The sequence below is a fragment of the Pseudomonas sp. GW821-FHT02H09 genome (assembly GCF_059421425.1).
Genome location: NZ_JBWKVA010000008.1, coordinates 40,189 through 64,309, shown reverse-complemented (window position 1 = coordinate 64,309; position 24,121 = coordinate 40,189). Strand labels below are relative to the sequence as shown.

Below are 24,121 nucleotides of genomic sequence, written 5' to 3'. Positions count from 1 at the left end.
TGCCAAACGCTGTTGGCATCAAGATCGATAAAAAATGACTGGGCGAGAAATTCCGGCTTGGCGTTTCGTCTCATTGAACCTCCGCGCATCTGCTCACCGTAGAGATCGCCTCGCGCCATTCCGGAAACAACTCAATGGCGAGCGCTTGCATGGTTTCCAGCGCTGATGGCGAGCGTCGTTCACGTGGCTGGCGCGTCTCGATTCGGTGGGCCGGTAGGCCGAGGGAGGCGGCATTGAGGTAAGCCACTCGGTCTGGAACTACGGTTTCTAGAATCGAGATGTGGGTAGCCCCAGCGAAGGTCTCGCGCAGGCCACGGATGATCATCCGTGTGTCCACCCTAATGGCATTCACCTGGTTCAGTAGCAATCGCAAGGGTGGCGGTGTAATGCCCAGGTGGCGGAACGGTTCGAGTTCACTGAGCAGCTTCAAAGTGCCGCGGCGCAGTTCGCGAGCGGCGAGCATTTCCGGCGTAATGGGAGAGAGGGCGAGATCGGAGGCCAGTAGGGCCATCTCCAGCAGCACGCTGCGTGCGCCTTGGGTGTCGATCAAAAGCAGGTCATAACTGGACCGGAAATTGTCGAGCAAATTGCGCAGCCGTAATCGCCCGTCAGGGGCGTGCAGCAGCAATGTACTCAGCTGGCCTTGATCGTCGTTGGATTTGATCAGGTCGAGCCCTGCAATCACTGTCCTGGAAACAATCAGAGCAGGCGCTGTTAAGTTGAGTGCAATGAGCTCGTACGCACCAGCAACAGCTTTCTGGCTCAAGACGTAATAGCTGGATAGGGTGGGTTGGCTATCCAGATCGAGCAGCAGGACGCGTAGGCCTGCATCAGCCAGCAGACCGCCGAGATTGGCAGCTACTGTGGTTTTGCCTACCCCACCTTTGGTGGAAACCACCGATACCACGCGCATGGCATCAGGCCTGCGGCGCCAAACGCTCAGTGATCCACTGTTCGATCTCCAGCGAGTCCCAGCCGACTGAGCGCAGTCCAATGCGTTTGGCTTGAGGGAATTTACCTTCCTTCATCAAGTTGTAGATGTGCGCACGCTTGAAGCCGGTTTTACGCTCCACCTCGTCACGACGCATGATGTGACGTTCTACCTGTGGTAGAGGTGCTTCAGCGATGGGGGAGGGTTGGCTGGACATGATGGTCAATCCTGGCGCCGATTGGCGCGTGGTGGGAATGACCTGAATTGAATCGCAGAAAAGCCTGAGAGTCATTGCAGTGCAATCAAGGGCATTGCACTGCAATGCTGTGGCTTAGGTGGTTTTTTTGAGGCTACGGTTGGCCGCAGCAAATTTCTCGTCCAGCGTTCGTTTGCTGAGACCGGGAATGTCTCTATGGCGCGCGGTTATAGCGTCGACGATCGCAGATTGACTCTTGAACACGGAAAGAGGCTTGCCTGACGGTGACGAGTCCAAGACAGTGTTGAGCAAGGCGCCGATGATCTGCAGGTAGGTGTGTTCACTATGTTTGCTGAGCTGTCCCTGCGTCTTCACCAGCGCTTTAAGGCTTTCCTGCTCAAGGCCCAGCGCCTGAAGGTCAGCTTCGACATCTTGGAGCTGACGTTGCAGAGTATTCCGCTCTCGCAGAAGGGCATCCCGCTCGGCCTGGAGTGCAAAGTAAACACCCAGGCTGATTTTGTCCCGAGTGTCGTCGCCTGACTCGAACAGAAAATCGGGCCTCTGATCGGGGTAGTAGATCTGCATCCAATAACGCAGATCCGAATGTCGGACCGTCAACAGCGTGAGCTCCACGGGGGTACCCAGGGGCACCGAAATACCGAAACAGCCATACGGTAATTCGCCATTTCGGACGGCGTCATAAATTATGTCGGTATTGGCTTGCAGGCAAGGCCATTGAGGAAATAGGACCCTGAGCTTCTCTGGGCAGGACCAAGCAGCCTGTACTATCTGCGTTTCGTAACGAATGAGGTTGCACCAACGCAACGCCGCGTCGATAGGCCGATAGAAGGTTCTAGCCTGTGGATTAAAATTTTTCGAAGACATGTGCGAACGGGCCTCCATTCCTGATCGATTGGCCTCCTGCAGAGCATCTTTATATCAACCCCCGCTGATGGCAGCGGCTGTGCTACTCGGATTTTTCACTCGGTGAGGTCATTCCATTTACCTTTTACTCAATATTGTCTTCATGCATGCTTGTACAACGTCTGATTTTTTGGTCGGATGTCAGGCTCTCGCCACCTAGTTTTATTTGCCCACTTCAGATTCCGAAGATCGTTTTCTCTATTAGGTAAAGTAATCTGAGGATTCAGGGATGCTTTCGATCCTCAGGACTTCTGCTCCGCCTTGGTTGAACCTAACGATAGAAATCACAGCTAGCTCTGTGTGGACGGTCTTATTCATGACATAGACTTGCGGGCGCGCTTGCGGTTGGCATCTGTATCCAAGAGGAGGTGCAGCACCTTGCGGTGCGTTTCCTTGAGTCTCTGGAACTCCACCCCGGCAATGTCCTCGGGCAGAACCATCGCTGTGACTGCGGCGTAGAGCAGCGGAGCCGCCATGAGGAAGCTGAAGCTGCCACTCAGTAATGTGTCCTGCAACTCACCCGCGGCCACGAAATCGTTCATGCGCCGTTCCTGTTCGGTACGTACAGGAAGTACGGCTTCTGTATGCCAGCGTCGAACCAGAGCGGGAACCCGGTGGCTTTCTGAAATCAGCAGCCGGATGATGGCCACAGTCTGAGGTGTCAAACGGCTGTAGGTGTCTTCAAGGAAGGCGTCGATTACGTCTCTCGGATTCTGGCCCGGCTGCATGGGCTTCCACAGGCTGTTCGACGAGGCGAGCACCTGTTTGAGCAAGGTTTCGAAGATCTCGTCCTTGTCCGCGAAATGCACGTAAAGATTGCTCTGGGTTGTGCCGGCGCGGCGTGCGATCTTGGCGGTGGTTGCGGCACTGAAGCCCAGTGTGCCGAACTCGATCAGCGCAGCATCCAGAATCTGCTGGCGACGTACTTCGGGCGAGAGTCGCACCCGTTTATTTTTCGCAGCTGATTCCTTCGTCCTAGCAGCCGCTTTGGCAGTCGTTTGTTTCGTTGAAAAGGTCATGGCGGTCGTTGTTCTGTAGACATGATTCGTGAGTTACCAACAATATTTGCAGAATACTAATGATCGTTCAATCGCTAATACCGATTAAACAATCATTAACCGACAGTTGAGTCCCTTTTTCATGCCAGTGTTGCCGGGTGGACTTGTCTGGTCGGAGATTACGCATGCATAAGGGACGTTTACTCAATGAATGGCAAAGACATCCGATGGATGTTGATTTCTCCACCTTGCAGGTTGCTGATCACAATGAGTGTTGTCGCGCTGTTGCTTGGCGGCTGCTCTGGATTAGCCCCGCGCACCGAGGTTCCACCACTGGCGGTGTCGTCCGCGTGGCCTGAAGCATGTGGCCATGCTGGGTGGCGCCTCAGCCTATACGCTACACTGGTGCGGCTGCATGCCCGAGATGTTGAGGTCGCCCGGTGTCCGCGCGCGGGAGCCCTGACCGCCCATGCCAATGCCTGAGAACTGTTCGGTGCGCTGAATGCTGTACAGTGCCCGGCTTCTTCGACACCCAGCAGCGCCACCCGAAGATCCCGAATACCAGCACCTTCATGATTGGCGCGGTGGTAGGCGAACAGATAGCACAGCCACGACCCGCGTCAGCGCGGTGTCGGCGCGCCTATCCATGGGCTCCGTGGCGAGCCAAATTGAGTCGATGCGGATCATCACGTCAGTCCGCGAATGAGTCGTGCAAAACCCTCGGGATCGGAAGCAGGACATTTTACTGTCAGCGTTCCTTGCTCGCATGGCACCACCCGAAGGTTGCGGGTCTGTCGCCCCCGGCCCTCGGCGTCCACCACCGTGCCATCTCGGTCCCCATTCGGCAAGTGCCCGCCGGGTGAGCCCTTGGTTGCGGTGTTCAGCATCCCTGCGATTCGCCGTATCAATGTTCTTTGACTTTCTTGATGCGTAGAAAAATCAGCGCAAGGCTGACGATCGCGAGGGGCGTCATGGCCAACATAGCCTCCTGCGGGGCTGCCTCGGCGCCGAGCAGGTGCAACCCTGAGTAGCCAAGCTTGAGCAGGTTCAGCAGGTAATGGGTGATGGCGATAATCGACAGGCCTTCCACGGCGCGCTGGATCTTGATCTGGGCATCGGCGCGGGTGTTCAGGTTTTTAAGGATCTCCGAGTTCTGTTCTTCCATTTCCACCTGCACCCGGGCTTGCAACAGATCGCCCAGGTTGGCCACGCTTTTGGCCAGGTGCTCCAGGCGTTGTTCGGTGACGGCGCAGTACTGGACGGTGGGCTTGAAGCGGCGTTCGATGAACACCCCGAGGCGCTGGCAATCCCCCACGTGACTTTCCCGCAGTTCGCCCAGGCGCTCGAACACCAGTTGGGCATAGGCCTGGGTGGCACTGAAGCGGTGGCGGGATTTTGCGGTACTGCTGACCACCTGGGCTGAAAGGCTGGAGATATCCGCCAGCAGGGCTTTCGCGTTGCCGCTGTCGGCGTCGGCGTTACGCTCGGAGAGCGTGACCAAGGTCTTGTCAAAGACGTTGAGTTGCGCGCTCAAGGTCTTGGCCGTGGTCAAGGAGAGCGAGGCCATCATGCGGTAGGTCTCGATTTCCAGCAGGCGGCGGATCATCCGTCCCTGGCGGTAAGCGTTCGGGCGCCGGTTGACGAACAGGAAGCGGTTGCTGCCGTCCTCGCTGAGACGAAAATCGCTCCAGACCACCGCATCGCCGCCGCCCACGCAGGAACCGCACGGGTCCTTGAAGCCGTAGCGGGCGAGGTCCAGGCCGGCTTCGCCACGCACGACGATCTGCACCGAGTTGATCAGCTCCGGCAAATGCACTTCGACCTTTTGCGCCAGCACCTTGGGCAGCGATGTCCAGGACAGGTCATCGCTGGATGAAGTGACCACCAGGGTCAGGGTGAAGAACTCGGCGTGGCGTTCCCATTTCAGTGGGTGGCCGTCGAGCTGAGAGCCTTTCGACCTTACCCAACGTACAACGGTTGACCTCGACCCTCGTTATGAAACGGGTCATTCAGGATAGGCCTCTACCTTTGTGATGGCGGTGGTAAACCCTGCGGTTTCGTCTTTCAAGAGGAGGGGGGACGGGCTGAAGCATCTAGTGAAAATAGACAATGGGATAGTGCTGTTTGGAGCCGCACTCATAAGTGGATTGCTGAGTGTGTAAACTCAGCTATTTATTGCAACAACGTCTGGGTGAAAGGGGCTTTAAATGTCAGTCCGGAAAAATTCGTGTTATCAATCTTCATTGATAACGGCGAGTTTAAAGCCTCCATTCGTAGAGGGTTTAAATTTTCTTTTGCGCGCCGTCATATACCACCTTTTGATAATAATTTATCGGGCGGTCAATAGGTTTTTATGTGGCTCTTTACTTTATAAGTTTGCACGCTTCTACAGTAAGCGGCTGATAGCGCTATTCGATGCATGCCTGACTTATAAGTGTAGCCTGCTGTGTTTTTGGTATTCGGTAGTGTATAGGCGAGACTAGTTTGTGGCTTGTAGGTTTTACGGCTATTTTCTGCGGTGTTCTGCATAGTCACGCGTTTACTCGTTACGCAGTAATGCGATCAGGGGGCGTACGCAACCGGGTAGTGCTTCAAGGTCTCTGACAAGAATACTGCGTTCACGTACGGCCCAGGGTTCATCCAGTTGCAGTATGGCCAAGTGCATGGTCTTGCTATGGCGGATGGCAGCGGACTCTGGGATTACGCCGATTCCGACGCCGGCTTCGACCATTCGGCAGATCGCCTCGAAACTGGAAAGCTGGATTCTCCAGGAAAGCGCTATATCAAGCTTCTCGGCCTGTTCACGCACAAAGGCTTGTAGGGTGCTTCCCTCATGCTGGCCGATGTGGGGAAAGGATAGCGTGTCGCGAAGCTTGATCGTTTTGTTGTGGGTCAACGGGTGATTGGCGGGAACCACGAGGACCAGCCGATCCGTGCTGAAATGCAGGACTTGTAGCTCTGTACTGGCCACTGGTCCAGCGACGATGCCCATGTCGGTTGACCCTTCCAGTACGCCACGAATGATGTCTCGCGTAAGCCGTTCCTGTAGGTCGATGGTGACCCCAGGTCGCTGTGCGAGAAACCCTGCCAGGACTTCCGGTAGAAACTCAGTGACGGCCGTGGTGTTGGCAAAAATTCTTATATGGCCTGCAGTGTCGCTGCCGAATTCTGCAAAGGCATTTTTTAGATTTGCGACCTGACGATTGACCAGTCGTGCATGCTGCAGGAGCAACTGACCAGACTCGGTAAGTTCTACTCCTTTTCGATTTCGGTACAGCAAGGTGCAATTCAGCTGTGCTTCCAGCGTTTTTATACGAGTGCTGGCGGCTGCCGCAGACATGAATGTTTTTCGTGCGCCTTGGGTCAGGTTAGAAGATTCGGCGATATTGATGAAGAGACTCAGGTCAGTCAGGTCGAAATTCATGATAGGTACTTCGGGAATTGCGGTGGAGCGTTAATCTTGCATTAACGTACACTTTAATAAAAGGAAATTTACAGGCTGTTTTTGAACTCCGATGATCGGCGCATAACAAATAAACACGCCGAGGATAAGCGTCCATGAGCGCTCAGGATCTGACGAGTTGGATCGGTAAAACCGAACAGGCTCACGAGTTCATCAGTTTCAATTTGCTCAAGCGCATCGCCGCGACATTCGACGAACCGGTGCCCGGTCCGAATGAGGCGCTTCCACTGCTCTGGCATTGGTGTTTTTTCCAGGAGCCTGTCGCCGAGTCGGCACTAGGCGACGATGGCCATCCTGCCCGGGGCGGATTCCTCCCGCCTGCCGATGACCGTAACCGCATGTGGGCCGGTTCCCGACTGGAGTTCATCCAGTCGTTGCGCGTGGGGGCCGAAGCATCACGCCTGTCCACCATCACCCATATCGAAGAAAAGCTTGGCCGTACCGGCAATCTGCTGTTCGTTACGGTCCGCCATGACTACCACCAGGACGGGAAGCTATGTCTGCGTGATGAGCAGGACATTGTCTATCGGCAAGCCACACCGCCCAAATTGAGTGACGCAGAGGCGCTTAATGAAGGGCAATGGAGTGAACAGGTAAACCCTGGTCCGGTCCTGCTGTTCAGGTACAGCGCGGTGACGTTCAACGGACATCGTATCCATTACGACGCCCCTTATGTCACGCAGGTTGAGCACTACCCACAGTTGGTGGTTCACGGGCCGCTGATTGCCACGCTCAATCTTCGCGCGTTTTGCCGGGCTCACCCGCAGGCGCGGGTGCGCAGTTTTTCCTTCCGCGGTGTTCGCCCATTGCTGGCAGGGACGCCGTTTCTGGTGGGTGGACGCCTTCTCGGTCCCGGCGATGCCCAGCTTTGGGCCGGTAACGAATCGGGTGCCGCGCAACTGGCGCACGTGACCTTCGACTGAGCGAGCCTCGCTCGCCTTCCTGCAATGATGAGAGAGACGTGATGACTTCAAGAGACAGTGAAGAACTCAACGCAATTCGCGATGGCGTTCGCGCCCTGTGCGCCGAATTCGATGCCGCTTACTGGCGCAAAGTCGATGAAGAGAAGGGGTTCCCTGAAGCCTTCGTCAAGTCCCTGACTGATGCCGGCTGGTTGGCGGCAATGATCCCGACCGAATATGGCGGCTCCGGCCTCGGGCTCGCCGAGGCCTCGGTGATCCTCGAAGAAGTGAACCGCTGCGGCGGCAACTCCGGCACCGTTCACGGGCAGATGTACAACATGTTCACCCTGCTGCGACACGGCAGCGAGGCCCAGAAAAGTTACTACCTGCCAAAACTGGCCAGCGGCGAATTGCGCCTGCAATCGATGGGCGTCACCGAGCCCACCACCGGCACCGACACCACCAAGATCAAGACCACCGCCGTACGCAAAGGCGACAAGTACGTGATCAGCGGGCAGAAGGTGTGGATCTCGCGAATCCAGCATTCCGACCTGATGATCCTGCTGGCGCGCACCACGCCCCTGGCCGAGGTGAAAAAGAAGTCCGAGGGCATGTCGATCTTCCTCGTCGACTTGCGCGAGGCCATCGGCAACGGCATGACCGTGCAGCCGATCGCCAACATGGTCAATCACGAGACCAACGAACTGTTCTTCGACAACCTGGAAATCCCCGCTGACAGCCTGATCGGTGAAGAGGGCAAAGGCTTTCGGTACATCCTCGACGGCTTGAATGCCGAACGCACCCTGATCGCCGCCGAGTGCATCGGTGACGGTCGCTGGTTTATCGAAAAGGCCAGCGCCTACGCCCGTGACCGGGTGGTGTTCGGCCGGCCGATCGGGCAGAACCAGGGCGTGCAGTTCCCGATTGCCGAAGCGCATATCGAGATCGAAGCGGCCGACCTGATGCGCTGGCGCGCCTGTGAGGAATACGACAACGGCATCAACGCCGGGGCCAGCGCCAACATGGCCAAGTACCTAGCGGCCAAGGCTTCCTGGGAGGCGGCCAACGCCTGCCTGCAAACCCATGGTGGTTTTGGGTTCGCTTGCGAGTACGACGTCGAGCGCAAATTCCGCGAAACCAGGCTGTACCAGGTCGCACCTATCTCTACCAACCTGATCTTGTCCTACGTCGCCGAGCACCTGCTCGAATTGCCGCGCAGCTTCTGAGGAAATGACCGTGATTCACACTCAAGCCCTGGCTGAATTCCTTGCTTCCCTGCAGTACTCGCAGATTCCGGTCGATGTCCTGAATCGGACCGAAGATCTTTTTCTCGACTGGCTTGGCTCGGCTCTGGCCAGCAAAGGGGCCCATCCGATCCCGCTGTTCGAGAACTATGCGAAGACTATGGGCCCGGCTGACGGTCCTGCGAAAATCATCGTCAGCGGGCACGGGACTTCGGCTTACTTCGCGGCATTCGTCAATGGCGCCTCTTCGCACTTGGTGGAGCAGGATGACCTGCACAACAGCTCGGTCTTACACCCGGCCACCGTTGTGTTTCCTGCCGTTCTCGCCGCCGCCCAGGATCTGAACAAGTCCGGCCGCGAATTGCTGCTGGCCTCGGTCGCGGGTTACGAAGCAGGCATTCGTATTGGCGAGTTCCTCGGCCGCTCGCACTATCGAATTTTCCACACCACGGCCACGGTAGGGACCCTCGCCGCGGCTGTTGCCGTCGGCAAGCTGCTTGATTTCAATCAAGAGCAGTTCATCAACCTTCTGGGGAACGCCGGGACGCAGGCTGCCGGTCTCTGGGAGTTTTTGCGTGATGCCGCCGATTCGAAACAGCTACACACGGCCAAGGCTGCGGCTGATGGGTTACTGGCGGCCTACATGACCCGCGACGGATTGACCGGCGCCCGCAATATTCTTGAGGGCGAGCAAGGGATGGCCGCTGGCATGTCCAGCGATGCCAACCCTGCAAAACTGTCCGACCGTCTTGGCTCGCGTTGGGCATTGGCAGAAACCTCATTCAAGTTTCACGCCTCGTGCCGCCACACTCATCCGGCCGCTGATGCCTTGCTGGCTCTAATGCAGCGCGAAGGTCTCGAGCATCAGCAAATCGCCAGTGTGGTCACCCGGGTGCATCAAGGTGCGATCGATGTGTTGGGCATGGTGGTGGTTCCGCAGTCGATCCACCAGGCCAAGTTTTCGATGGGCACGGTACTGGGCTTGATCGCCGTGCACGGCAAGGCCGGTCTTACGGAGTTTCATACGTTAGCGCTGAATGATCCTCGAGTGTCGCAGTTCCGCGAGAAGGTCAGCATGGTGTTGGATCCTGAAGTAGATAGTGCCTACCCGGCGCGCTGGCTCGGTCGAGTGGTGGTGACCACCACCGATGGCCGCACCCTGAACGGGGCGATCGACGAGCCCAAGGGTGATCCGGGCAATACCCTGTCGCGCCCGGAGCTGGAGGACAAATTCCGTCGTCTGCTGGGCTTTTCCGGCGCGAAAACCCCGGAGCAGGCTACGACCCTGATTGATCGCGTGTGGATGCTGCACTACAGCGATGACCTTCGCGACTTGGGGGAGTAAGTGTAATGACCACTCATAGTCAAACTGCGCGTCCACTCGACGGCATCACCGTGGTCAGCCTTGAACATGCCATCGCGGCACCGTTCTGCACTCGGCAACTGGCGGATATGGGAGCCCGGGTAATCAAGGTCGAACGCCCCCAGGGCGGTGATTTCGCCCGTGGTTACGACACCCGTACCGATGGCCTTGCATCGCATTTCGTCTGGGCCAATCGCTCCAAAGAAAGCTTGAGCCTGGACGTCAAAGCCGAGGGTGCCGATGCCGTGCTCGATGCCTTGCTGGCCAAGGCTGATGTGCTGGTGCAAAACCTCGCTCCGGGTGCAGCGGCTCGTATGGGGCTTTCGTACGACGCACTGCATGAGCGCTTTCCCCGCTTGATCGTCTGCGACATCTCCGGTTATGGCGAGGGTGGTCCTTACGAAAAGAAAAAGGCCTATGACCTGCTGATCCAGAGCGAAGCCGGCTTTTTGTCGGTCACCGGTGGCCCGGGCGAGGACGGGATGGCCAAGGCGGGTTGTTCGATCGCCGACATCGCGGCCGGTATGTACGCCTATACCAGCATCCTGTCGGCCTTGTTGCTGCGCGAGAAAAGTGGAGAGGGCAGCCAGATCGACGTCAGCATGCTCGAGAGTCTCGCGGAGTGGATGGGTTATCCGCTGTATTACGCTTACCAGGGCGCTGAACCTCCGCAACGAGCTGGTGCCTCGCATGCCACGATTTATCCGTACGGGCCTTTTCCTGCCGGAGGTGGTGAAAGCGTGATGCTGGGGTTGCAGAACGAGCGCGAATGGGCGGTGTTTTGTGATCGTGTCCTGCGCATGCCCGAACTCAAGGATGACGAGCGATTTTCCGCCAACTACAAGCGCTCGGAGAATCGGCAAGCGCTGCGCAAGATTATTGTCGAAACCTTCGAACCCCTGGGTGCCGTTGAGGTAGTGGCACGCCTTGATGACGCGCAGATCGCCAACGCCAATGTCAATGACATGCAGGCGGTGTGGAACCATCCACAACTCAAGGCCCGTCAACGCTGGGTGGAGGTTGACAGCCCGGCGGGCAAGTTGCCGGCGATGCTGCCGCCTGGTGCCAGTAACGCGTTCACCCCTCGGATGGATGCTGTCCCCGCGCTGGGTGAGCACAGCGTGGCGATCCTCGCTGAGCTGGGTTATTCGTCGCTTGCGGTGGAGCAGATGCAGCGCAAGGGGGTGATATGAGCACTTACCCATCGCAGCACATCAGAAGCGTCCTGTTTGTCCCCGGCAGTCGTCCGGAGCGATTTGCCAAGGCGCTGGATTGTGGCGCGGATTGCGTCATTGTCGACTTTGAGGACGCGGTCGAGGAAGGGCTCAAAGTCCAGGCCCGCGACAACCTGAGCGAGTTCCTCCAGACAAATCCCGACGTGCGATTGGCGGTGCGGATCAACGCTCCTGGCCATCACGAGCATACCGCCGACATCGCCTTTTGTGCGCGCCATCCTGGCGTCTCGACCATCGTTCTGCCCAAAGCACAAAGCGCCGAAGAGATTGAGGCGTTAGCCGTATGCGTACGGCCGATTTGGCCACTGATCGAGAGTGCCAAGGGGCTGCTGGCGCTGGAGGTTATCTCGACGGCCCCGTATGTGGAGCGGTTGAGCTTCGGTGCCTTGGATCTCGCGCTGGATTTGCGCCTGGAGAACGGCAGCCTCGGTGCTGACGCCGTCATGACCCAGGCTCGCTACGCCATCGTGCTGCACAGCGTGAATGCTGGATTGGCAAAACCCATCGAAACGGTGTTTGCCGATATCGCCGATACCGTCGGCCTGATCGGCGCTGCTGAAAATGGCCGTGAAATGGGCTTCGGCGCGATGTTGTGTATCCATCCTCGGCAGGTCGAAACGGTCAACAGCGTATTTGCAGTCAGCGCAACCCAGTTGCTCTGGGCCAGAAAAGTGCTGGCGCTTGCCGAAACCCAAGCGGGCGCTTTTCAGTTCGAGGGGCAAATGATCGACGCGCCAGTGCTGGGTTATGCGCGCCGTCTGGTTCAGGACTCGCAAGGTTGATGACCGTATTGTCAGGCACGAATGAATCCTCTAGTCCATGTCGGAGATAGATCCATGAGCAGTCTTTTTATTGACGGCCAACAGCGCCCCGCGTCAGGCGGACAAAGCATCGTCGTGCATTCGCCCGTCACGGGTGAGGTGATTGGCGAGATCGCCCGAGGTGAGGCCCAAGATATCTATTTGGCGGTCAAGGCAGCACGCAGGGCACTGAATGGAAGTTGGGGCCAGCAAAGCGCGACTGAGCGGGGTCGCGTGTTGGTGCGCATCGGTGAGGCCGTATTGCGGCATATCGATGAGCTCGCTGATATTGAAGCTCGCGATACCGGTAAGCCGCTGACGTTGGCGCGCAAGGATATCGAGGCGCTTGCGCGTTACTTCGAGTTCTATGGCGGAGCCTGCGACAAGGTCCACGGCGAAGTCATCCCTTACTTGCCTGGGTACTCCGTTAGCGTCGTTCGTGAACCGTGCGGTGTGGTCGGGCACATCATTCCCTGGAACTACCCGGCGCAAATGTTGGGTCGCACCCTTGCGCCGGCATTGGCGATGGGCAACACCTCAGTGCTCAAGCCTGCCGAGGAAGCGTGCCTGACGTCACTGCGCTTTGCGCAGATCGCTACCGAAGCCGGTCTGCCAGCCGGAGTGTTGAACATCGTCACCGGTTATGGCCGTGAAGCCGGTGCGGCGCTTGCCGCTCACCCCGGGATCAACCTGATGACGTTCACCGGTTCGCCAGCCGTGGGTGTGGCTATCCAGACGGCAACGGCTGCCAATCACGTGAAGTGCGTGCTGGAGCTGGGCGGCAAGTCACCGCAGGTGGTCTTCGCCGATGCAGACCTGGACAAGGCGGTTCCGGTGATTGTCGGCGCCATCATTCAAAACGCCGGGCAAACCTGCTCCGCGGGAAGCCGCCTGTTGATTCAGCGTGAGGTGTTCGATCAAGTCATCGAACGCGTGGCGGCAAGGTTCCGCGAAATACGCGTCGGGTTGCCTTCGAGTGCTCCTGACTGCGGCCCCATCATCACTCAGGCGCAATTTTTTCGGGTGAATCAGTTCATCCAGGAGTGCAAGGACTCCGGCCTGCCAGTTCTGGCCGAGGGCATCCTCGATGACGACTTGCCTGCCGGTGGCTACTACGTGCGGCCGACCCTGTTCGGCCCGGTACCACGAACTCACAAGCTGGCACAGGAAGAGGTGTTCGGGCCGGTGTTGGCAGCGTTGCCATTCGATGATGAAAACGATGCGGTGGCACTGGCCAATGGTACCGACTACGGACTGGTGTGTGCGGTCTGGACTGAAAACGGTGCTCGTCAGCATCGCCTGGCCAAGCGCCTGGAAGGCGGTCAGGTGTTCATCAATTGCTATGGCGCCGGTGGCGGGGTGGAACTGCCTTTCGGTGGCATTCGCAAGAGCGGCCACGGTCGTGAAAAAGGGTTGCTGGCGCTTGAAGAGTTCAGCATTACCAAGACCATCGTTTTCCATCACGGCTGATGCGGCGATGACGACTCGGCAAAGGATCTGAGTTCTTTTACCAATGAGAAGAGCCCATGAAAAAAACAAAAAAGTGGTGCGTCAAATGTCGGCGGCAACTCCTCGTGTTGGTGCTCGCCCTTTCCAGACTGCCGGCCTATGCCTGAACCGATTTGAACAACGTTGATGGATTTATCAATCAAACAACAGGCTCCCTGGCGGGCGCCGTCCTTGAACACTAAACGTGGAGTTAACTCAACATGACGATTAATTGGCCTGAGCAGATATTTGCTGAGTTCAAGAAGCTGGATGTCCGGCAAGTGGCCTACGTGCCGGATGCCGGGCACAGCAAGCTGATTCAATTATGTGACGCGGATCCGCAGATTCATTCCGTGTCGCTGACCACCGAAGAGGAGGGCGTCGCGCAACTCGGTGGCGCCTGGATCGGCGGTCAGCGCGGCGTGCTGCTGTTGCAGTCGAGCGGTGTTGGTAACTGCATCAACATGCTTTCGTTGCAGCATGAAACCCGTATGCCGCTGTTCATGATTGTCACCATGCGTGGTGAGTGGGGCGAGTTCAACCCTTGGCAAGTGGCGATGGGCAAGTCCACTCAGGAAGTGCTGGAAGCGTCCGGTGTGTATGTCTATCGAGCAGACCATCCGGAAGAAATCGAGGAAACCGTCAGTGCCGGTGCCCGATTCGCTTATCAGACAGGACGCATGGTGGCTGTGCTGATCGCCCAGCGTGTCATTGGCACCAAGAACTTCAACAAGTGAGTGAAATCATGACTGCTACCGAACAATCCAAACCCGTTCTTCGTCGTCGTGAAGTGGTTGCGCGGATCCTGCGCGATCGAAAGGACGCCCTGGCCATCACCAGTCTGGGTAACCCGACCTTTGATGTGGCGTCTGCCGGTGATTGCGCGCAGAACTTTTATCTATGGGGCGCCATGGGTGGTGCCGTCATGGTCGGCATGGGTGTCGCATTGGCGCAACCCGAAAAGCGAGTATTCGTTTTCGTCGGTGACGGGGAGATGATGATGGGCATTGGCTCCCTGGCGACCGTTGCCTGCCACTGCCCGAACAACCTGACCATCGTGGTCATCGACAACGAACACTACGCCGAAACGGGGATGCAACCGGCGCACGCCGGACGTGGCGTCAGCATCACATCTGTGGCCACTGCCGTAGGCTTTACTGCAAGCCATTTGGTGCGTACCTCGGCACAACTGGAAGATGTCATCGACACCTTGTACAAGCATGACGGGCCAGTGCTGGTCGGTGTAAAAGTCACCACCGACCCGGAACCAACCTCGCTGCCGCCGCGTGATGGCCCTTACCTGCGCAGCCGTTTCAGAGAGGCACTGATGGGCGCTGAAAGTCATCGTTGAGGCTTGGTCGCCGGCGTCCTGCTAGGAGGGCGTCGGCGTTGCACTGAAGGCTGGTCACCTTTACGCATCTCCACTCAAAAAACAGCCATTACCCCTCACAGGGTAATGGCTGTTTTGCGTTCGTCAGAGCAGGATCAAGCGTTCCTCAGGTCTATGAAAGGGGGGAGCAGCAGACATGCGCTTGCTGATGGCTGTTTCGATGTGCATCGAGGGGGAGGTAAGTGAAAGGTATCCAGTATGACCGAGGCGGTCATACTGGATTTATCGAGGCGGGTGGCTCAGGCGCGTTTTGCTGATCGCACTTGTAACGTGACGCCGGCACCTTTTTCGCGGGTGTCGAAATAGGTGAAACCATTGCGATCTGGCAGTCGTCCGCGCAGCAGAATATCCAGACCCAGCGCTTGGCCCTGGGCCTGTCCTTCATCGCAGGAAGGAACCGAGAAGCCCAGGTGGAAGACGCCCTCACCATGAGCGTCCAGGAATTTGCGCTGGGGTGTATTGCCCTCGGGTGGTGCGCAAAGCTGCAGTTGAACGTTTTCCAGGTTGGCAAAACGGTAATGCAATTTAAGAAAGGCTGCCTTGTCGGGGACGTCCAGCTCACCGCTGAACACCTCCAGAGATGGGAAATCTTGCCATGGGCCGATTCCGACGGACTCGTAGAACGCCACCGCCTTGGCCATGTCATGCACCACGATGCACACGTGGTGCAGGGTCTGGAAAGGAGTGCTTGCAGTCATTGGCGTTCTGCCTTCGCTTGAGCGGCAGCTTCTTCGCGAGTCTGGTCGGCGAGCGGGTTCCATTGCACGCCCGAGCGGGCTTTCACGCCAGGCTTGAGACGTTGGGTCTGATCGTAATCGTTCCATGGATGGAAGAACAACGCTTCAGTGGTGTCCAGAGTTTCCAGGCGTTCGGCGTAGTCGGCCAGGTAGCATTGACGCTCTTCTTCGCTGACCCGGGCCGGCATCCAGGCGGCGAACGGCGGCAGCACGGTGAAGCCGGTGTAGGCCAGCATGCCGTTATGGATCGGCCACAGCACGGCCTGCAGGTCGCCGTCGATGCCGTTGGGTTCATACAGCGTCGATGCGGTACCGGTGGTCAGGCAGATCATGGCGCGTTTGCCCTTGAAGTGCCCGGATTCGTACTTGCGCCCGGTCGAATAAGCGAAACCGCGACTGAATACGCGATCCACCCAGCCTTTCATGATGGCTGGCATGGAGAACCACCAGACAGGGAAGTGGAACAGCACCAGGTCGGCCGCTGCCAGCTTTTCTTGTTCCTGGCGCACCACCGCTGCATGGGCATTGTGCTCGAAGGCGTGTTCCTGTTCGCGAGATAGATCGAGGTAGCGGGCGTCGGCACGTTCACCGACGAAATCCCCTTCACCGAGGGCCGGGTGCCAGTTCATCGCGTATAGATCGCTGACCATCACATCGTGCCCCTGGCGTGTGAGGGTCGAAACGGCAGTGTTCTTCAGGGCAGCGCTAAAGGATGCCGGTTCGGGGTGTGCAAATACGATCAGGACCTTCATGAATAGTTACCTTTGTAGTTGAAACAAGTGATGGATAAAGCGACGGCAAGACTGGCCTGTCGCGGCATTTCAGTAGACCACCGATTCAACGATCGGCCGATTGTCGCGGATACGCTCAAAACCCAGCGGCGACAGGTCCAGAGTCTGGTACCGGCCGTGAGTGATCAGTTCGGCAATTGCACGACCTGTGGCGGGCGAATGCATGACGCCATGTCCGGAAAAACCGGTGGCGAAGAGAAAGTTGTCAATCTCATGGTGGGCGCCGATCACGCCATTGTGGTCGAGCAGGTTCATTTCGTAATGACCGGCCCAACTGCGTTGCAGCCGCATTTGCTCCAGCGCGGGGATGCGGTGAGCCAATAGCGGCCAGAGCACGTCTTCAAGCAGTTCGTGGGCTGGCTCGAAATCGCCGTCGGCGTTCGGGTCCAGATGGTCCAGCGGAGCGATACCGGCAATGAAACCATCGCCTTCGGGACGTATCCAGGCGCCCGAGTTGTCGAACAGCATCGGGAAGCTTTCGGTCGGCACCGGTGCCTTGATATGGAACACCGTGCGTTTGCGGGGCTCTACCGGCAGTGCGATATCCAGCCAGCGGGCAACTTTGCCGCTGGCCGGCCCCGCGGCGTTGACGCACCAGTCGCAGGGCAGGCTGCTACCGTCATCCAGACGCACGGCAGTGACTTTGCCGTTGGTGCAAGTCAGGCCACTGGCCTGGGCTTGTACGTAGTCCACTCCGAGCTTGCGAGACTCGCGACGCACCAGCTGCAGCAAGGCCCAGGCGTCGAACCAGCCTTCATTGGCCGCGCCATAGGTGGCGATCCCCAGATCGTCCACGTTCAGCCAAGGGAAGCGCTGCAGGGTCTGTTCCGGGCTCAGAATATCGACGCGGGCACCATGCTTGCGCTGCATGAGCGCATTGGCTCGCTGCATTTCGGCACCCTCGGGGGAGCCCAGCATCAGATAGCCCCGCTCCTCGAATCCGATATCGGCATCTTCACCAAACCACTGTCGGATGTTCTTGAACACACTGGCGCTGTACAGGCTCATGCCGATGTTGAAGGAGCAACCGAATTGAGTACGGATCGACGATGCCGACAAGGCTGTCGAGGAAAACTGATAGGTGCTATCGCGTTCGATGACCTTGATCGAGCCCTTGAAGCCTTCGCGGCGAAGGGAGTACGCAACGAAACTGCCAATGATGGCGCCGCCGATAATGACCACCGACGCTGATTGCTGAGTCATGGAGAGTTCTCTTGAGTGTCAACCTGACTTCAGTGTGGTCGAGAACCGCTCCGGTGGCTTGTAAGTAATACGGAGATTAATGCGGATTTATGCACAGTTATTTTGCGTTAGGATCGATGAGTAGGGTGGGCTCAGCGTTACGCTGAAAACAGCTGATGCGTCATAGACCATTGTGCCTGTATCGATCCGAGATGGTGCGCAAGGCTCCATTTTAACCAGGACTGTGCATGATTTTTTGACAAGCTGTTTTTCGGGGGCTTGCACAGCGTCATGCGCTGAGGCACCCTTCGCCTTAACGATTTGGCTGGACAGGGGTTCGGCGGCTTTGGGTCAATACGAGGTGTGTCATGTTCGGTTGTGAAGAGTTGCTGCGTGGTGTTGAGGATAACCTTCCGCTATTGGAGCAGATTTTCGATCGCCTGCCGGATGTGATGTTCTTCGTCAAGGATAACCAGGCGCGCTATGTCATGGTGAACCAGGCCATCGTTGAGCAAAGCGGCATGCGCAGCAAGAGTCGGGTCATCGGAACGACGGCCGACGAGCTGTTTCCGGGTACCGGGCACAATACCCTGGCCCAGGATTTGAGCGTAATTCAAAGCGGTAAAAAGATTATCGATGCGTTGCGGCTGTACTTCTCCGCCGACGGCAAGAAGCAGTGGTGCCTGAGTTCGAAGTTTCGCATGCTGGACCATCGAACCGGCCTTTATGGTTTGGTCGGCGTCTCGCGAATTTTGCCTCGTCCCGATGAGAAGAACTCCAGCTACAAGCGCTTGCTAGAGTTTATTCGCATTCTGGAGTTGGAAAACGATCAGAAGCTGCTGATCTCAGAGGTGGCGGAGAGTGTGAATCTGTCAGTGGATACCCTTGAGCGTTTGACCAAGGAAATCTTCCATCTGACCCCCAAACAAATGCTTATCCGGATACGGATCGACAAGGCTTGCCAGTTGCTTGAAGAGACCGAGACCAGCATTACCGATATCGCCACTGATTGCGGATACGCGGATCACAGCGCATTTTCTCGCCAGTTTAAAGCGGCTACTCACTACACACCTCAGCAATATCGGACCAGCAGTCGCTCTCTCTGAGCAAGGCGTTCACGTCACGCTCCTGCCTCGTTAACTACACCGTCCAGCTCTTGAGCTCGGGCGGTTTTTTTTGCTCTCCGCAAAGTCATATGTGCAAAAAACCGCAAAATATAAGCTCAAGCGATTCAAGCCAGACGTGGCTGCTGTCGTCAGAATGGACCTCGATGCAAGGGCTGGCATCGTGATTAAACTCCAATACTAACTGGCCATTTATGTTGGTTTTTGTCTGAAGAAGGCACTAGTCAACGACTTTACTGCTGACCCCTTGGCAATTCGTCGATGATGTTCTGCTGTGCATATTACGGAATGTATCGATGGATTGTTTTACAGCTGTTCTACCGTGGAGCGAGCGATATGAGTGGTAAGGCGAATACCTTTTTGGTGAGTGCAACCCTGGCGGCGACGTTGGTCAGTGGGGGAGTGCGTGCAGATGTAGTGATCGGTGTGGCGGGCCCTCTGACGGGTACTTATGCCGCCTATGGCGATCAGGTGTGGAGAGGGGCTTCTGCTGCGGCAGAGGCAATTAATTCGGCAGGTGGCATTAACGGGGAAAAGATCCGCTTGGTCAAAGGAGATGACGCCTGTGATCCCAAGCAGGCGGTCGCCGTGGCCAATCGCCTGATCGAGTCCGAAAAGGTTTCTGCGGTTGTCGGGCATTTCTGCTCTTCCTCGGTCATTCCGACCAACGAAATTTATGCCGATGCCGGCGTTATCACCATCAGTCCAGCTGCCACTAATCCTCAGGTCACTGAACGCGGCCTTGCCACTGTATTTCGTAACTGCGGTCGCGATGACCAGCAAGGAATCGTTGCGGGCGACTACATCGCTGATGTGCTCAAAGCCAAGAGGGTTGTGCTCATACACGATAAGGACACCTACGGTCAGGGGCTGACAGACGCCACCAAGCTTGAGTTGAACAAGAAGGGGGTCAAGGAGGTGCTCTATGAGGGGCTGACCCGCGGCGAAAAAGATTTCAACGCGCTGGTGACCAAGATCCGCTCGCTCAATGCCGACGTCGTCTACTTCGGCGGCTTGCATCCAGAGGCTGGCCCGTTGGTACGTCAGCTGCGTGAGCAGGGCGTGACAGCCAAGTTCATTTCCGGAGACGGCATCGTGACGGATGAGCTGGTCAGCGCTGCCGGCGGTGCTCAGTACACCAACGGCGTGTTGATGACCTTCGGTGCAGACCCACGCAACAACTCTGCAGGCAAGGCGGTCATCGATAAATTCCGCGCCAGTGGTTACGAGCCGGAGGGTTACACCCTGTATGCCTACACCTCGGTGCAGGCGCTAGCGGCGGCCTTCAGTGCGACCAAGGGGACTGACGGCGAAAAAGCAGCCCAGTGGCTCAAGAGTCACCCCGTCCCGACGGCGATGGGGATCAAGCAGTGGGACAGTAAAGGCGACCTCAAGGTCTCCGATTACGTGATGTACCAGTGGGGCTCGGACGGCAAGTACAAGCAACTCTGAACAGTCCTTCAAGCTGTCCCGGGCCCTTCGCGGGTCCGGGGCAAGGTACGGCTTCTTGATTCTCAGACGGAATTCCTATCGTGGATGGCATCTTTCTACAGCAGATGGTGAACGGGTTGACGCTCGGCTCGGTGTACGGGCTGATCGCAATCGGTTACACCATGGTCTACGGCATCATTGGCATGATCAACTTCGCCCACGGCGAGGTGTACATGGTTTCTGCCTATCTGGCAGCGATCGGTCTGGCCGTGTTGTCGTTCTTCGGCGTCGAGTCGTTTCCTTTCCTGATACTGGGCACCCTGATCTTCACCATCATCGTGACCGGCGTGTACGGCCTGGTGATCGAACGTATTGCCTATAAGCCACTTCGCAATTCGACGCGCCTGGCTCCTCTGATCAGTGCCATCGGCATGTCGCTGATCCTTCAGAACTACATTCAGATCAGCCAGGGCGCACGCCAGCAGGGTGTACCTACGCTGCTCGAAGGCTCGCTGAAATTTACGGTCGGCAGCGGCTTTGTGCAGTTGACCTACACCAAGGTCTTCATTCTGGCCGCCGCCTTCGTTGGCATGGCCGCGCTCACTTATCTGATCAAGTACACCACCCTGGGGCGCATGTGCCGAGCGGTTCAGCAGGATCGCAAGATGGCCTCGATCCTGGGGATCAATACCGACCGGATCATCTCCAGCGTATTCATCATCGGCGCGGCCATGGCGGCATTGGCGGGCGTTCTGATCACCATGAACTATGGGACGTTCGACTTCTATGCCGGCTTCATCATTGGCATCAAAGCTTTTACCGCAGCGGTCCTTGGAGGCATCGGCTCACTTCCCGGGGCGATGCTGGGCGGATTGATTCTGGGCGTGGCTGAGTCGCAGTTCGCCGGCATGGTCAATAGCGATTTCAAGGATGTCTTCAGCTTCTCGCTGTTGGTGCTGATTTTGATCTTCCGTCCGCAAGGCCTGCTCGGCCGTCCACACGTGACAAAGGTGTAAGCATGTCTTCCGTGACCTTGAACAAAACCCTGGATGCTTCTACGCCTGTCTCCAAGGCGCTGGATATCAAGAAAAGTCTGGTCGAGGCGGTGGTGGCCGGTCTACTGGCGCTGATCGTCTTCGGCCCTGTCGTCGGCGTCGTGCTCGATGGATACAGTTTCAATTGGCATCCCACGCGAGTGGCATGGATGACGGCCATCGTGATGGTGGGTCGCCTGGCGCTCAGTCTATTTACCCAGACCGCCAGTGGAGCCGCGCTCATTGCTCGGTTCAAGGGCGGCGACGGCGGTGTCCATGTACTTGCGCCGGATTACAAATCCCGGCTGGTTTGGATAATTCCTGCCTTAATCGTCATCGCTATTGTGTTCCCGGTGTTCGCCAACAAGTACCTGATGACGGTGGTGATACTTGGCTTGATCTACGTGTTGTTGGGCCTGGGTCTGAACATCGTGGTGGGCTTGGCAGGATTGCTCGATCTCGGTTATGTGGGCTTCTACGCCATTGGTGCCTACGGGCTGGCGCTGGGTTACCAATACTTGGGTCTGGGGTTCTGGTCAGCGCTGCCGCTTGCTGCCATCGCCGCCGGATTAGCCGGGTGTCTGCTCGGGTTCCCGGTGCTACGAATGCACGGTGACTATCTTGCGATCGTGACACTAGGTTTCGGCGAAATTATCCGACTGATCTTGAACAACTGGTTGTCTTTTACGGGCGGGCCGAATGGGCTACCAGTGCCTGCGCCCACTTTCATGGGCCTGGAGTTCGGGCGTAAGGCTAAAGAAGGCGGTATTCCGATTCATGAGTTTCTTGGCACAGACTACAACCCCGACCTGAAATTCATTTTCATCTATGCGGTTCTGTTTCTGGTCGTGCTTGGGGTTCTTTACATCAAGAACCGGCTGACCCGGATGCCAATGGGGCGTGCCTGGGAAGCCTTGCGCGAGGATGAAATTGCCTGTCGGGCCATGGGGTTGAACCATGTGTTGGTCAAGCTTTCGGCGTTCACCATTGGCGCTTCTACTGCGGGTCTGGCGGGCGTGTTCTTCGCCAGCTATCAGGGTTTCGTCAACCCGTCATCGTTCACCTTTTTCGAGTCAGCCTTGATTCTGGCCATTGTGGTACTGGGCGGCATGGGTTCGACCGTTGGTGTAGTGATCGCGGCCTTTGTCTTGACCGTTGCGCCTGAGTTGCTGCGCAGTTTTGCCGAGTATCGGGTGCTGCTGTTCGGTGTCTTGATGGTGCTGATGATGATTTGGCGACCACGGGGACTGATTCGTATCAGCCGCATCGGCGTTCAACCTCGCAAAGGAGTGGCGCCATGAGCCGGGATGTCATTCTGTCGGTGGAAAATCTGATGATGCAGTTCGGCGGCATCAAAGCTTTGCGCGATGTCAGTCTGGCCATACGACGTAATTCTATCTTTGCCCTGATCGGCCCTAACGGTGCCGGAAAGACCACCGTATTCAATTGCCTGACCGGGTTCTACAAGGCCTCCGGCGGGAAGATCGAACTCAACACAGGTGGCGCACGGACCAACGTGATCAAGTTGTTGGGCGAGCCGTTTCTGCCGACCGATTTTGTATCGCCGAAAAGCTTCGCCAGTCGCCTGTATTACAAGATGTTCGGTGGCACTCATCTGGTGAACCGTGCCGGCCTGGCGCGGACCTTCCAGAACATCCGTCTGTTCAAGGAAATGTCGGTGGTCGAGAACCTGCTGGTGGCCCAGCACATGGGGGTCAATCGCAGTCTACTGCAGGGCATCCTCAACACCCGGGGTTATCGCAAGGCTGAAGAAGACGCACTGAACACCGCGTTCTACTGGCTCGAAGTGGTCGACCTCGTGGACTGTGCCAACCGTTTGGCGGGTGAGCTTTCCTATGGCCAGCAACGTCGCCTGGAAATTGCCCGGGCCATGTGCACACGACCCGAGATAATTTGCCTGGACGAACCGGCAGCGGGTCTGAACCCGCAGGAAACCGAAGCCTTGAGCGGCATGATCCGTTTGCTGCGTGACGAGCACGGCATGACGGTGGTGCTGATCGAGCACGACATGGGCATGGTGATGAGTATTTCCGATGACATCGTGGTGCTCGACCACGGCAACGTGATTGCTTGCGGCAAGCCTGAGCAGATCCGTAACGATCCCAAAGTGATTACCGCCTACCTGGGTGCCGAAGAAGAGGAACTGGTATGAGCGCGCCGATTCTTGAAGTGAAAGACGTCGATGTGCACTACGGTCCGATTCAGGCACTGAAGAAGGTCTCGCTGCACATCAACAAGGGCGAGACCGTCAGCTTGATCGGCTCCAACGGCGCCGGCAAGTCAACCTTGCTGATGTCGATCTTCGGTCAGCCACGGGCGAGCGCCGGACAGATTTTCTACCGCGGCACCGACATCACCCAGAAGTCATCCCACTACATCGCCTCCAATGGCATTGCCCAGTCGCCTGAAGGTCGCCGGGTGTTTCCGGACATGACCGTCGAAGAGAACCTGATGATGGGCACCATCCCCATCGGCGACCAGTACGCCGATGGGGACATGCAGCGCATGTTCGAGCTGTTTCCACGGCTCAAGGAGCGACTAAACCAGAGGGCCATGACCATGTCCGGCGGTGAGCAGCAAATGCTCGCGATTGCCCGGGCGTTGATGAGTCGTCCTTCTTTGCTGTTGCTCGATGAACCGTCGTTGGGGTTGGCACCGATCGTGGTGAAGCAGATTTTCTCGATCCTTCGGGATCTGGCGAGCACCGGCATGACGATTTTTCTTGTGGAACAAAACGCCAACCATGCCTTGAGGCTTTCGGATCGCGCTTATGTGTTGGTCAACGGTGAGATCCGCCTCACTGGCGCAGGTCGGGATCTGTTGGCCAACGAAGAAGTACGCAACGCCTATCTTGGGGGGCATTGACC

General features: G+C 57.3%; 22 protein-coding genes and 2 pseudogenes. 15 read left to right on the top strand and 9 right to left on the bottom strand.

The window, feature by feature from the left end; all coding sequences use genetic code 11:
* Positions 1-70: 70 nt before the first annotated feature.
* The 5 genes and pseudogenes from AC07VR_RS12585 to AC07VR_RS12565 all read right to left on the bottom strand — a co-directional run.
* Entirely contained in the window at positions 71-913 is an 843-nt protein-coding gene (locus AC07VR_RS12585; protein ID WP_495011400.1) for a ParA family protein, read from the bottom strand.
* 4 nt (positions 914-917) lie between these two features.
* On the bottom strand, positions 918-1,148 hold the full coding sequence (locus AC07VR_RS12580; RefSeq protein ID WP_495011399.1) for an AlpA family transcriptional regulator: 231 nt from the start codon (positions 1,146-1,148) through the stop codon (positions 918-920).
* A gap of 114 nt (positions 1,149-1,262) precedes the next feature.
* A complete protein-coding gene (locus AC07VR_RS12575) occupies positions 1,263-2,012 on the bottom strand; it encodes a hypothetical protein (protein WP_495011398.1) in 750 nt (249 codons plus the stop codon).
* Between the two features lie 353 nt (positions 2,013-2,365).
* Positions 2,366-3,070: a TetR/AcrR family transcriptional regulator gene (locus tag AC07VR_RS12570; RefSeq protein ID WP_495011397.1), complete on the bottom strand. Its 705-nt coding sequence runs from the start codon at positions 3,068-3,070 to the stop codon at positions 2,366-2,368.
* An 883-nt stretch (positions 3,071-3,953) separates the two neighbouring features.
* Positions 3,954-4,997: pseudogene (locus AC07VR_RS12565) on the bottom strand (DUF3422 domain-containing protein); the annotation flags it as partial.
* Here AC07VR_RS12565 and AC07VR_RS12560 point away from each other — a divergent pair.
* Positions 4,994-5,083, top strand: a pseudogene (locus AC07VR_RS12560) (AsnC family transcriptional regulator); the annotation flags it as partial. The pseudogenes AC07VR_RS12565 and AC07VR_RS12560 overlap by 4 nt on opposite strands.
* A 505-nt stretch (positions 5,084-5,588) precedes the next feature.
* Here the strand turns inward: AC07VR_RS12560 and AC07VR_RS12555 are convergent.
* Positions 5,589-6,473 carry a LysR family transcriptional regulator gene (locus tag AC07VR_RS12555; RefSeq protein ID WP_495011396.1) on the bottom strand — a complete coding sequence of 295 codons (885 nt, stop codon included), beginning with the start codon at positions 6,471-6,473 and terminating at the stop codon, positions 5,589-5,591.
* Positions 6,474-6,607: 134 nt separating this feature from the next.
* On the opposite strand from AC07VR_RS12555, the gene AC07VR_RS12550 reads away from it, so the two are divergent.
* From AC07VR_RS12550 to AC07VR_RS12515, 8 genes are all read left to right on the top strand, one after another.
* A complete protein-coding gene (locus tag AC07VR_RS12550) occupies positions 6,608-7,435 on the top strand; it encodes an HTD2 family dehydratase (protein ID WP_495011395.1) in 828 nt (275 codons plus the stop codon).
* Between the two features lie 41 nt (positions 7,436-7,476).
* Complete coding sequence (locus AC07VR_RS12545; protein ID WP_495011529.1) at positions 7,477-8,640, top strand: acyl-CoA dehydrogenase family protein; 1,164 nt, start codon at positions 7,477-7,479, stop codon at positions 8,638-8,640.
* Between the two features lie 10 nt (positions 8,641-8,650).
* Entirely contained in the window at positions 8,651-10,003 is a 1,353-nt protein-coding gene (locus tag AC07VR_RS12540) for an MmgE/PrpD family protein (protein WP_495011394.1), read from the top strand.
* Between the two features lie 5 nt (positions 10,004-10,008).
* A complete protein-coding gene (locus tag AC07VR_RS12535) occupies positions 10,009-11,214 on the top strand; it encodes a CaiB/BaiF CoA transferase family protein (protein ID WP_495011393.1) in 1,206 nt (401 codons plus the stop codon).
* On the top strand, positions 11,211-12,038 hold the full coding sequence (locus tag AC07VR_RS12530) for an HpcH/HpaI aldolase/citrate lyase family protein (protein WP_495011392.1): 828 nt from the start codon (positions 11,211-11,213) through the stop codon (positions 12,036-12,038). Before AC07VR_RS12535 ends, AC07VR_RS12530 begins: the two co-directional genes overlap by 4 nt.
* A gap of 54 nt (positions 12,039-12,092) precedes the next feature.
* Positions 12,093-13,526: an aldehyde dehydrogenase family protein gene (locus AC07VR_RS12525; RefSeq protein ID WP_495011391.1), complete on the top strand. Its 1,434-nt coding sequence runs from the start codon at positions 12,093-12,095 to the stop codon at positions 13,524-13,526.
* Positions 13,527-13,765: 239 nt separating this feature from the next.
* A complete protein-coding gene (locus tag AC07VR_RS12520; RefSeq protein ID WP_495011390.1) occupies positions 13,766-14,281 on the top strand; it encodes a phosphonopyruvate decarboxylase in 516 nt (171 codons plus the stop codon).
* 8 nt (positions 14,282-14,289) lie between these two features.
* Entirely contained in the window at positions 14,290-14,895 is a 606-nt protein-coding gene (locus tag AC07VR_RS12515; protein WP_495011389.1) for a thiamine pyrophosphate-dependent enzyme, read from the top strand.
* 278 nt (positions 14,896-15,173) lie between these two features.
* On the opposite strand, the gene AC07VR_RS12510 is transcribed toward AC07VR_RS12515, so the two are convergent.
* The 3 genes from AC07VR_RS12510 to AC07VR_RS12500 all read right to left on the bottom strand — a co-directional run bounded on the left by AC07VR_RS12510 (position 15,174) and on the right by AC07VR_RS12500 (position 17,665).
* On the bottom strand, positions 15,174-15,632 hold the full coding sequence (locus tag AC07VR_RS12510) for a VOC family protein (RefSeq protein ID WP_495011388.1): 459 nt from the start codon (positions 15,630-15,632) through the stop codon (positions 15,174-15,176).
* Positions 15,629-16,423: an NAD(P)H-dependent oxidoreductase gene (locus AC07VR_RS12505; RefSeq protein ID WP_495011387.1), complete on the bottom strand. Its 795-nt coding sequence runs from the start codon at positions 16,421-16,423 to the stop codon at positions 15,629-15,631. The genes AC07VR_RS12510 and AC07VR_RS12505 overlap by 4 nt, the downstream gene beginning before the upstream one ends.
* A 69-nt stretch (positions 16,424-16,492) precedes the next feature.
* A complete protein-coding gene (locus AC07VR_RS12500) occupies positions 16,493-17,665 on the bottom strand; it encodes an NAD(P)/FAD-dependent oxidoreductase (RefSeq protein ID WP_495011386.1) in 1,173 nt (390 codons plus the stop codon).
* 347 nt (positions 17,666-18,012) lie between these two features.
* Here AC07VR_RS12500 and AC07VR_RS12495 point away from each other — a divergent pair, with 347 nt between their 5' ends.
* The 6 genes from AC07VR_RS12495 to AC07VR_RS12470 all read left to right on the top strand — a co-directional run bounded on the left by AC07VR_RS12495 (position 18,013) and on the right by AC07VR_RS12470 (position 24,119).
* Positions 18,013-18,750, top strand: coding sequence for a helix-turn-helix domain-containing protein (locus tag AC07VR_RS12495; protein WP_495011385.1), 738 nt, complete (start codon positions 18,013-18,015; stop codon positions 18,748-18,750).
* A gap of 354 nt (positions 18,751-19,104) precedes the next feature.
* Positions 19,105-20,220: a branched-chain amino acid ABC transporter substrate-binding protein gene (locus tag AC07VR_RS12490; protein ID WP_495011384.1), complete on the top strand. Its 1,116-nt coding sequence runs from the start codon at positions 19,105-19,107 to the stop codon at positions 20,218-20,220.
* A gap of 80 nt (positions 20,221-20,300) precedes the next feature.
* Positions 20,301-21,215, top strand: a complete 915-nt coding sequence (locus AC07VR_RS12485; protein ID WP_495011383.1) for an ABC transporter permease subunit — start codon at positions 20,301-20,303, stop codon at positions 21,213-21,215.
* 2 nt (positions 21,216-21,217) lie between these two features.
* A complete protein-coding gene (gene livM, locus AC07VR_RS12480; protein WP_495011382.1) occupies positions 21,218-22,534 on the top strand; it encodes a high-affinity branched-chain amino acid ABC transporter permease LivM in 1,317 nt (438 codons plus the stop codon).
* Entirely contained in the window at positions 22,531-23,406 is an 876-nt protein-coding gene (locus AC07VR_RS12475) for an ABC transporter ATP-binding protein (RefSeq protein WP_495011381.1), read from the top strand. Before livM ends, AC07VR_RS12475 begins: the two co-directional genes overlap by 4 nt.
* A complete protein-coding gene (locus AC07VR_RS12470; RefSeq protein ID WP_495011380.1) occupies positions 23,403-24,119 on the top strand; it encodes an ABC transporter ATP-binding protein in 717 nt (238 codons plus the stop codon). The genes AC07VR_RS12475 and AC07VR_RS12470 overlap by 4 nt, the downstream gene beginning before the upstream one ends.
* Positions 24,120-24,121: the final 2 nt, after the last annotated feature.

Coding starts and splice junctions, on each gene's coding strand:
- AC07VR_RS12515 (WP_495011389.1), top strand. CDS start 14,290: ATGACTGCTACCGAACAATCCAAACCCGTTCTTCGTCGTCGTGAAGTG.
- AC07VR_RS12510 (WP_495011388.1), bottom strand. CDS start 15,632: ATGACTGCAAGCACTCCTTTCCAGACCCTGCACCACGTGTGCATCGTG.
- AC07VR_RS12520 (WP_495011390.1), top strand. CDS start 13,766: ATGACGATTAATTGGCCTGAGCAGATATTTGCTGAGTTCAAGAAGCTG.
- livM (WP_495011382.1), top strand. CDS start 21,218: ATGTCTTCCGTGACCTTGAACAAAACCCTGGATGCTTCTACGCCTGTC.
- AC07VR_RS12495 (WP_495011385.1), top strand. CDS start 18,013: ATGTTCGGTTGTGAAGAGTTGCTGCGTGGTGTTGAGGATAACCTTCCG.
- AC07VR_RS12530 (WP_495011392.1), top strand. CDS start 11,211: ATGAGCACTTACCCATCGCAGCACATCAGAAGCGTCCTGTTTGTCCCC.
- AC07VR_RS12570 (WP_495011397.1), bottom strand. CDS start 3,070: ATGACCTTTTCAACGAAACAAACGACTGCCAAAGCGGCTGCTAGGACG.
- AC07VR_RS12585 (WP_495011400.1), bottom strand. CDS start 913: ATGCGCGTGGTATCGGTGGTTTCCACCAAAGGTGGGGTAGGCAAAACC.
- AC07VR_RS12555 (WP_495011396.1), bottom strand. CDS start 6,473: ATGAATTTCGACCTGACTGACCTGAGTCTCTTCATCAATATCGCCGAA.
- AC07VR_RS12475 (WP_495011381.1), top strand. CDS start 22,531: ATGAGCCGGGATGTCATTCTGTCGGTGGAAAATCTGATGATGCAGTTC.
- AC07VR_RS12500 (WP_495011386.1), bottom strand. CDS start 17,665: ATGACTCAGCAATCAGCGTCGGTGGTCATTATCGGCGGCGCCATCATT.
- AC07VR_RS12470 (WP_495011380.1), top strand. CDS start 23,403: ATGAGCGCGCCGATTCTTGAAGTGAAAGACGTCGATGTGCACTACGGT.
- AC07VR_RS12505 (WP_495011387.1), bottom strand. CDS start 16,423: ATGAAGGTCCTGATCGTATTTGCACACCCCGAACCGGCATCCTTTAGC.
- AC07VR_RS12535 (WP_495011393.1), top strand. CDS start 10,009: ATGACCACTCATAGTCAAACTGCGCGTCCACTCGACGGCATCACCGTG.
- AC07VR_RS12490 (WP_495011384.1), top strand. CDS start 19,105: ATGAGTGGTAAGGCGAATACCTTTTTGGTGAGTGCAACCCTGGCGGCG.
- AC07VR_RS12580 (WP_495011399.1), bottom strand. CDS start 1,148: ATGTCCAGCCAACCCTCCCCCATCGCTGAAGCACCTCTACCACAGGTA.
- AC07VR_RS12575 (WP_495011398.1), bottom strand. CDS start 2,012: ATGTCTTCGAAAAATTTTAATCCACAGGCTAGAACCTTCTATCGGCCT.
- AC07VR_RS12550 (WP_495011395.1), top strand. CDS start 6,608: ATGAGCGCTCAGGATCTGACGAGTTGGATCGGTAAAACCGAACAGGCT.
- AC07VR_RS12525 (WP_495011391.1), top strand. CDS start 12,093: ATGAGCAGTCTTTTTATTGACGGCCAACAGCGCCCCGCGTCAGGCGGA.
- AC07VR_RS12545 (WP_495011529.1), top strand. CDS start 7,477: ATGACTTCAAGAGACAGTGAAGAACTCAACGCAATTCGCGATGGCGTT.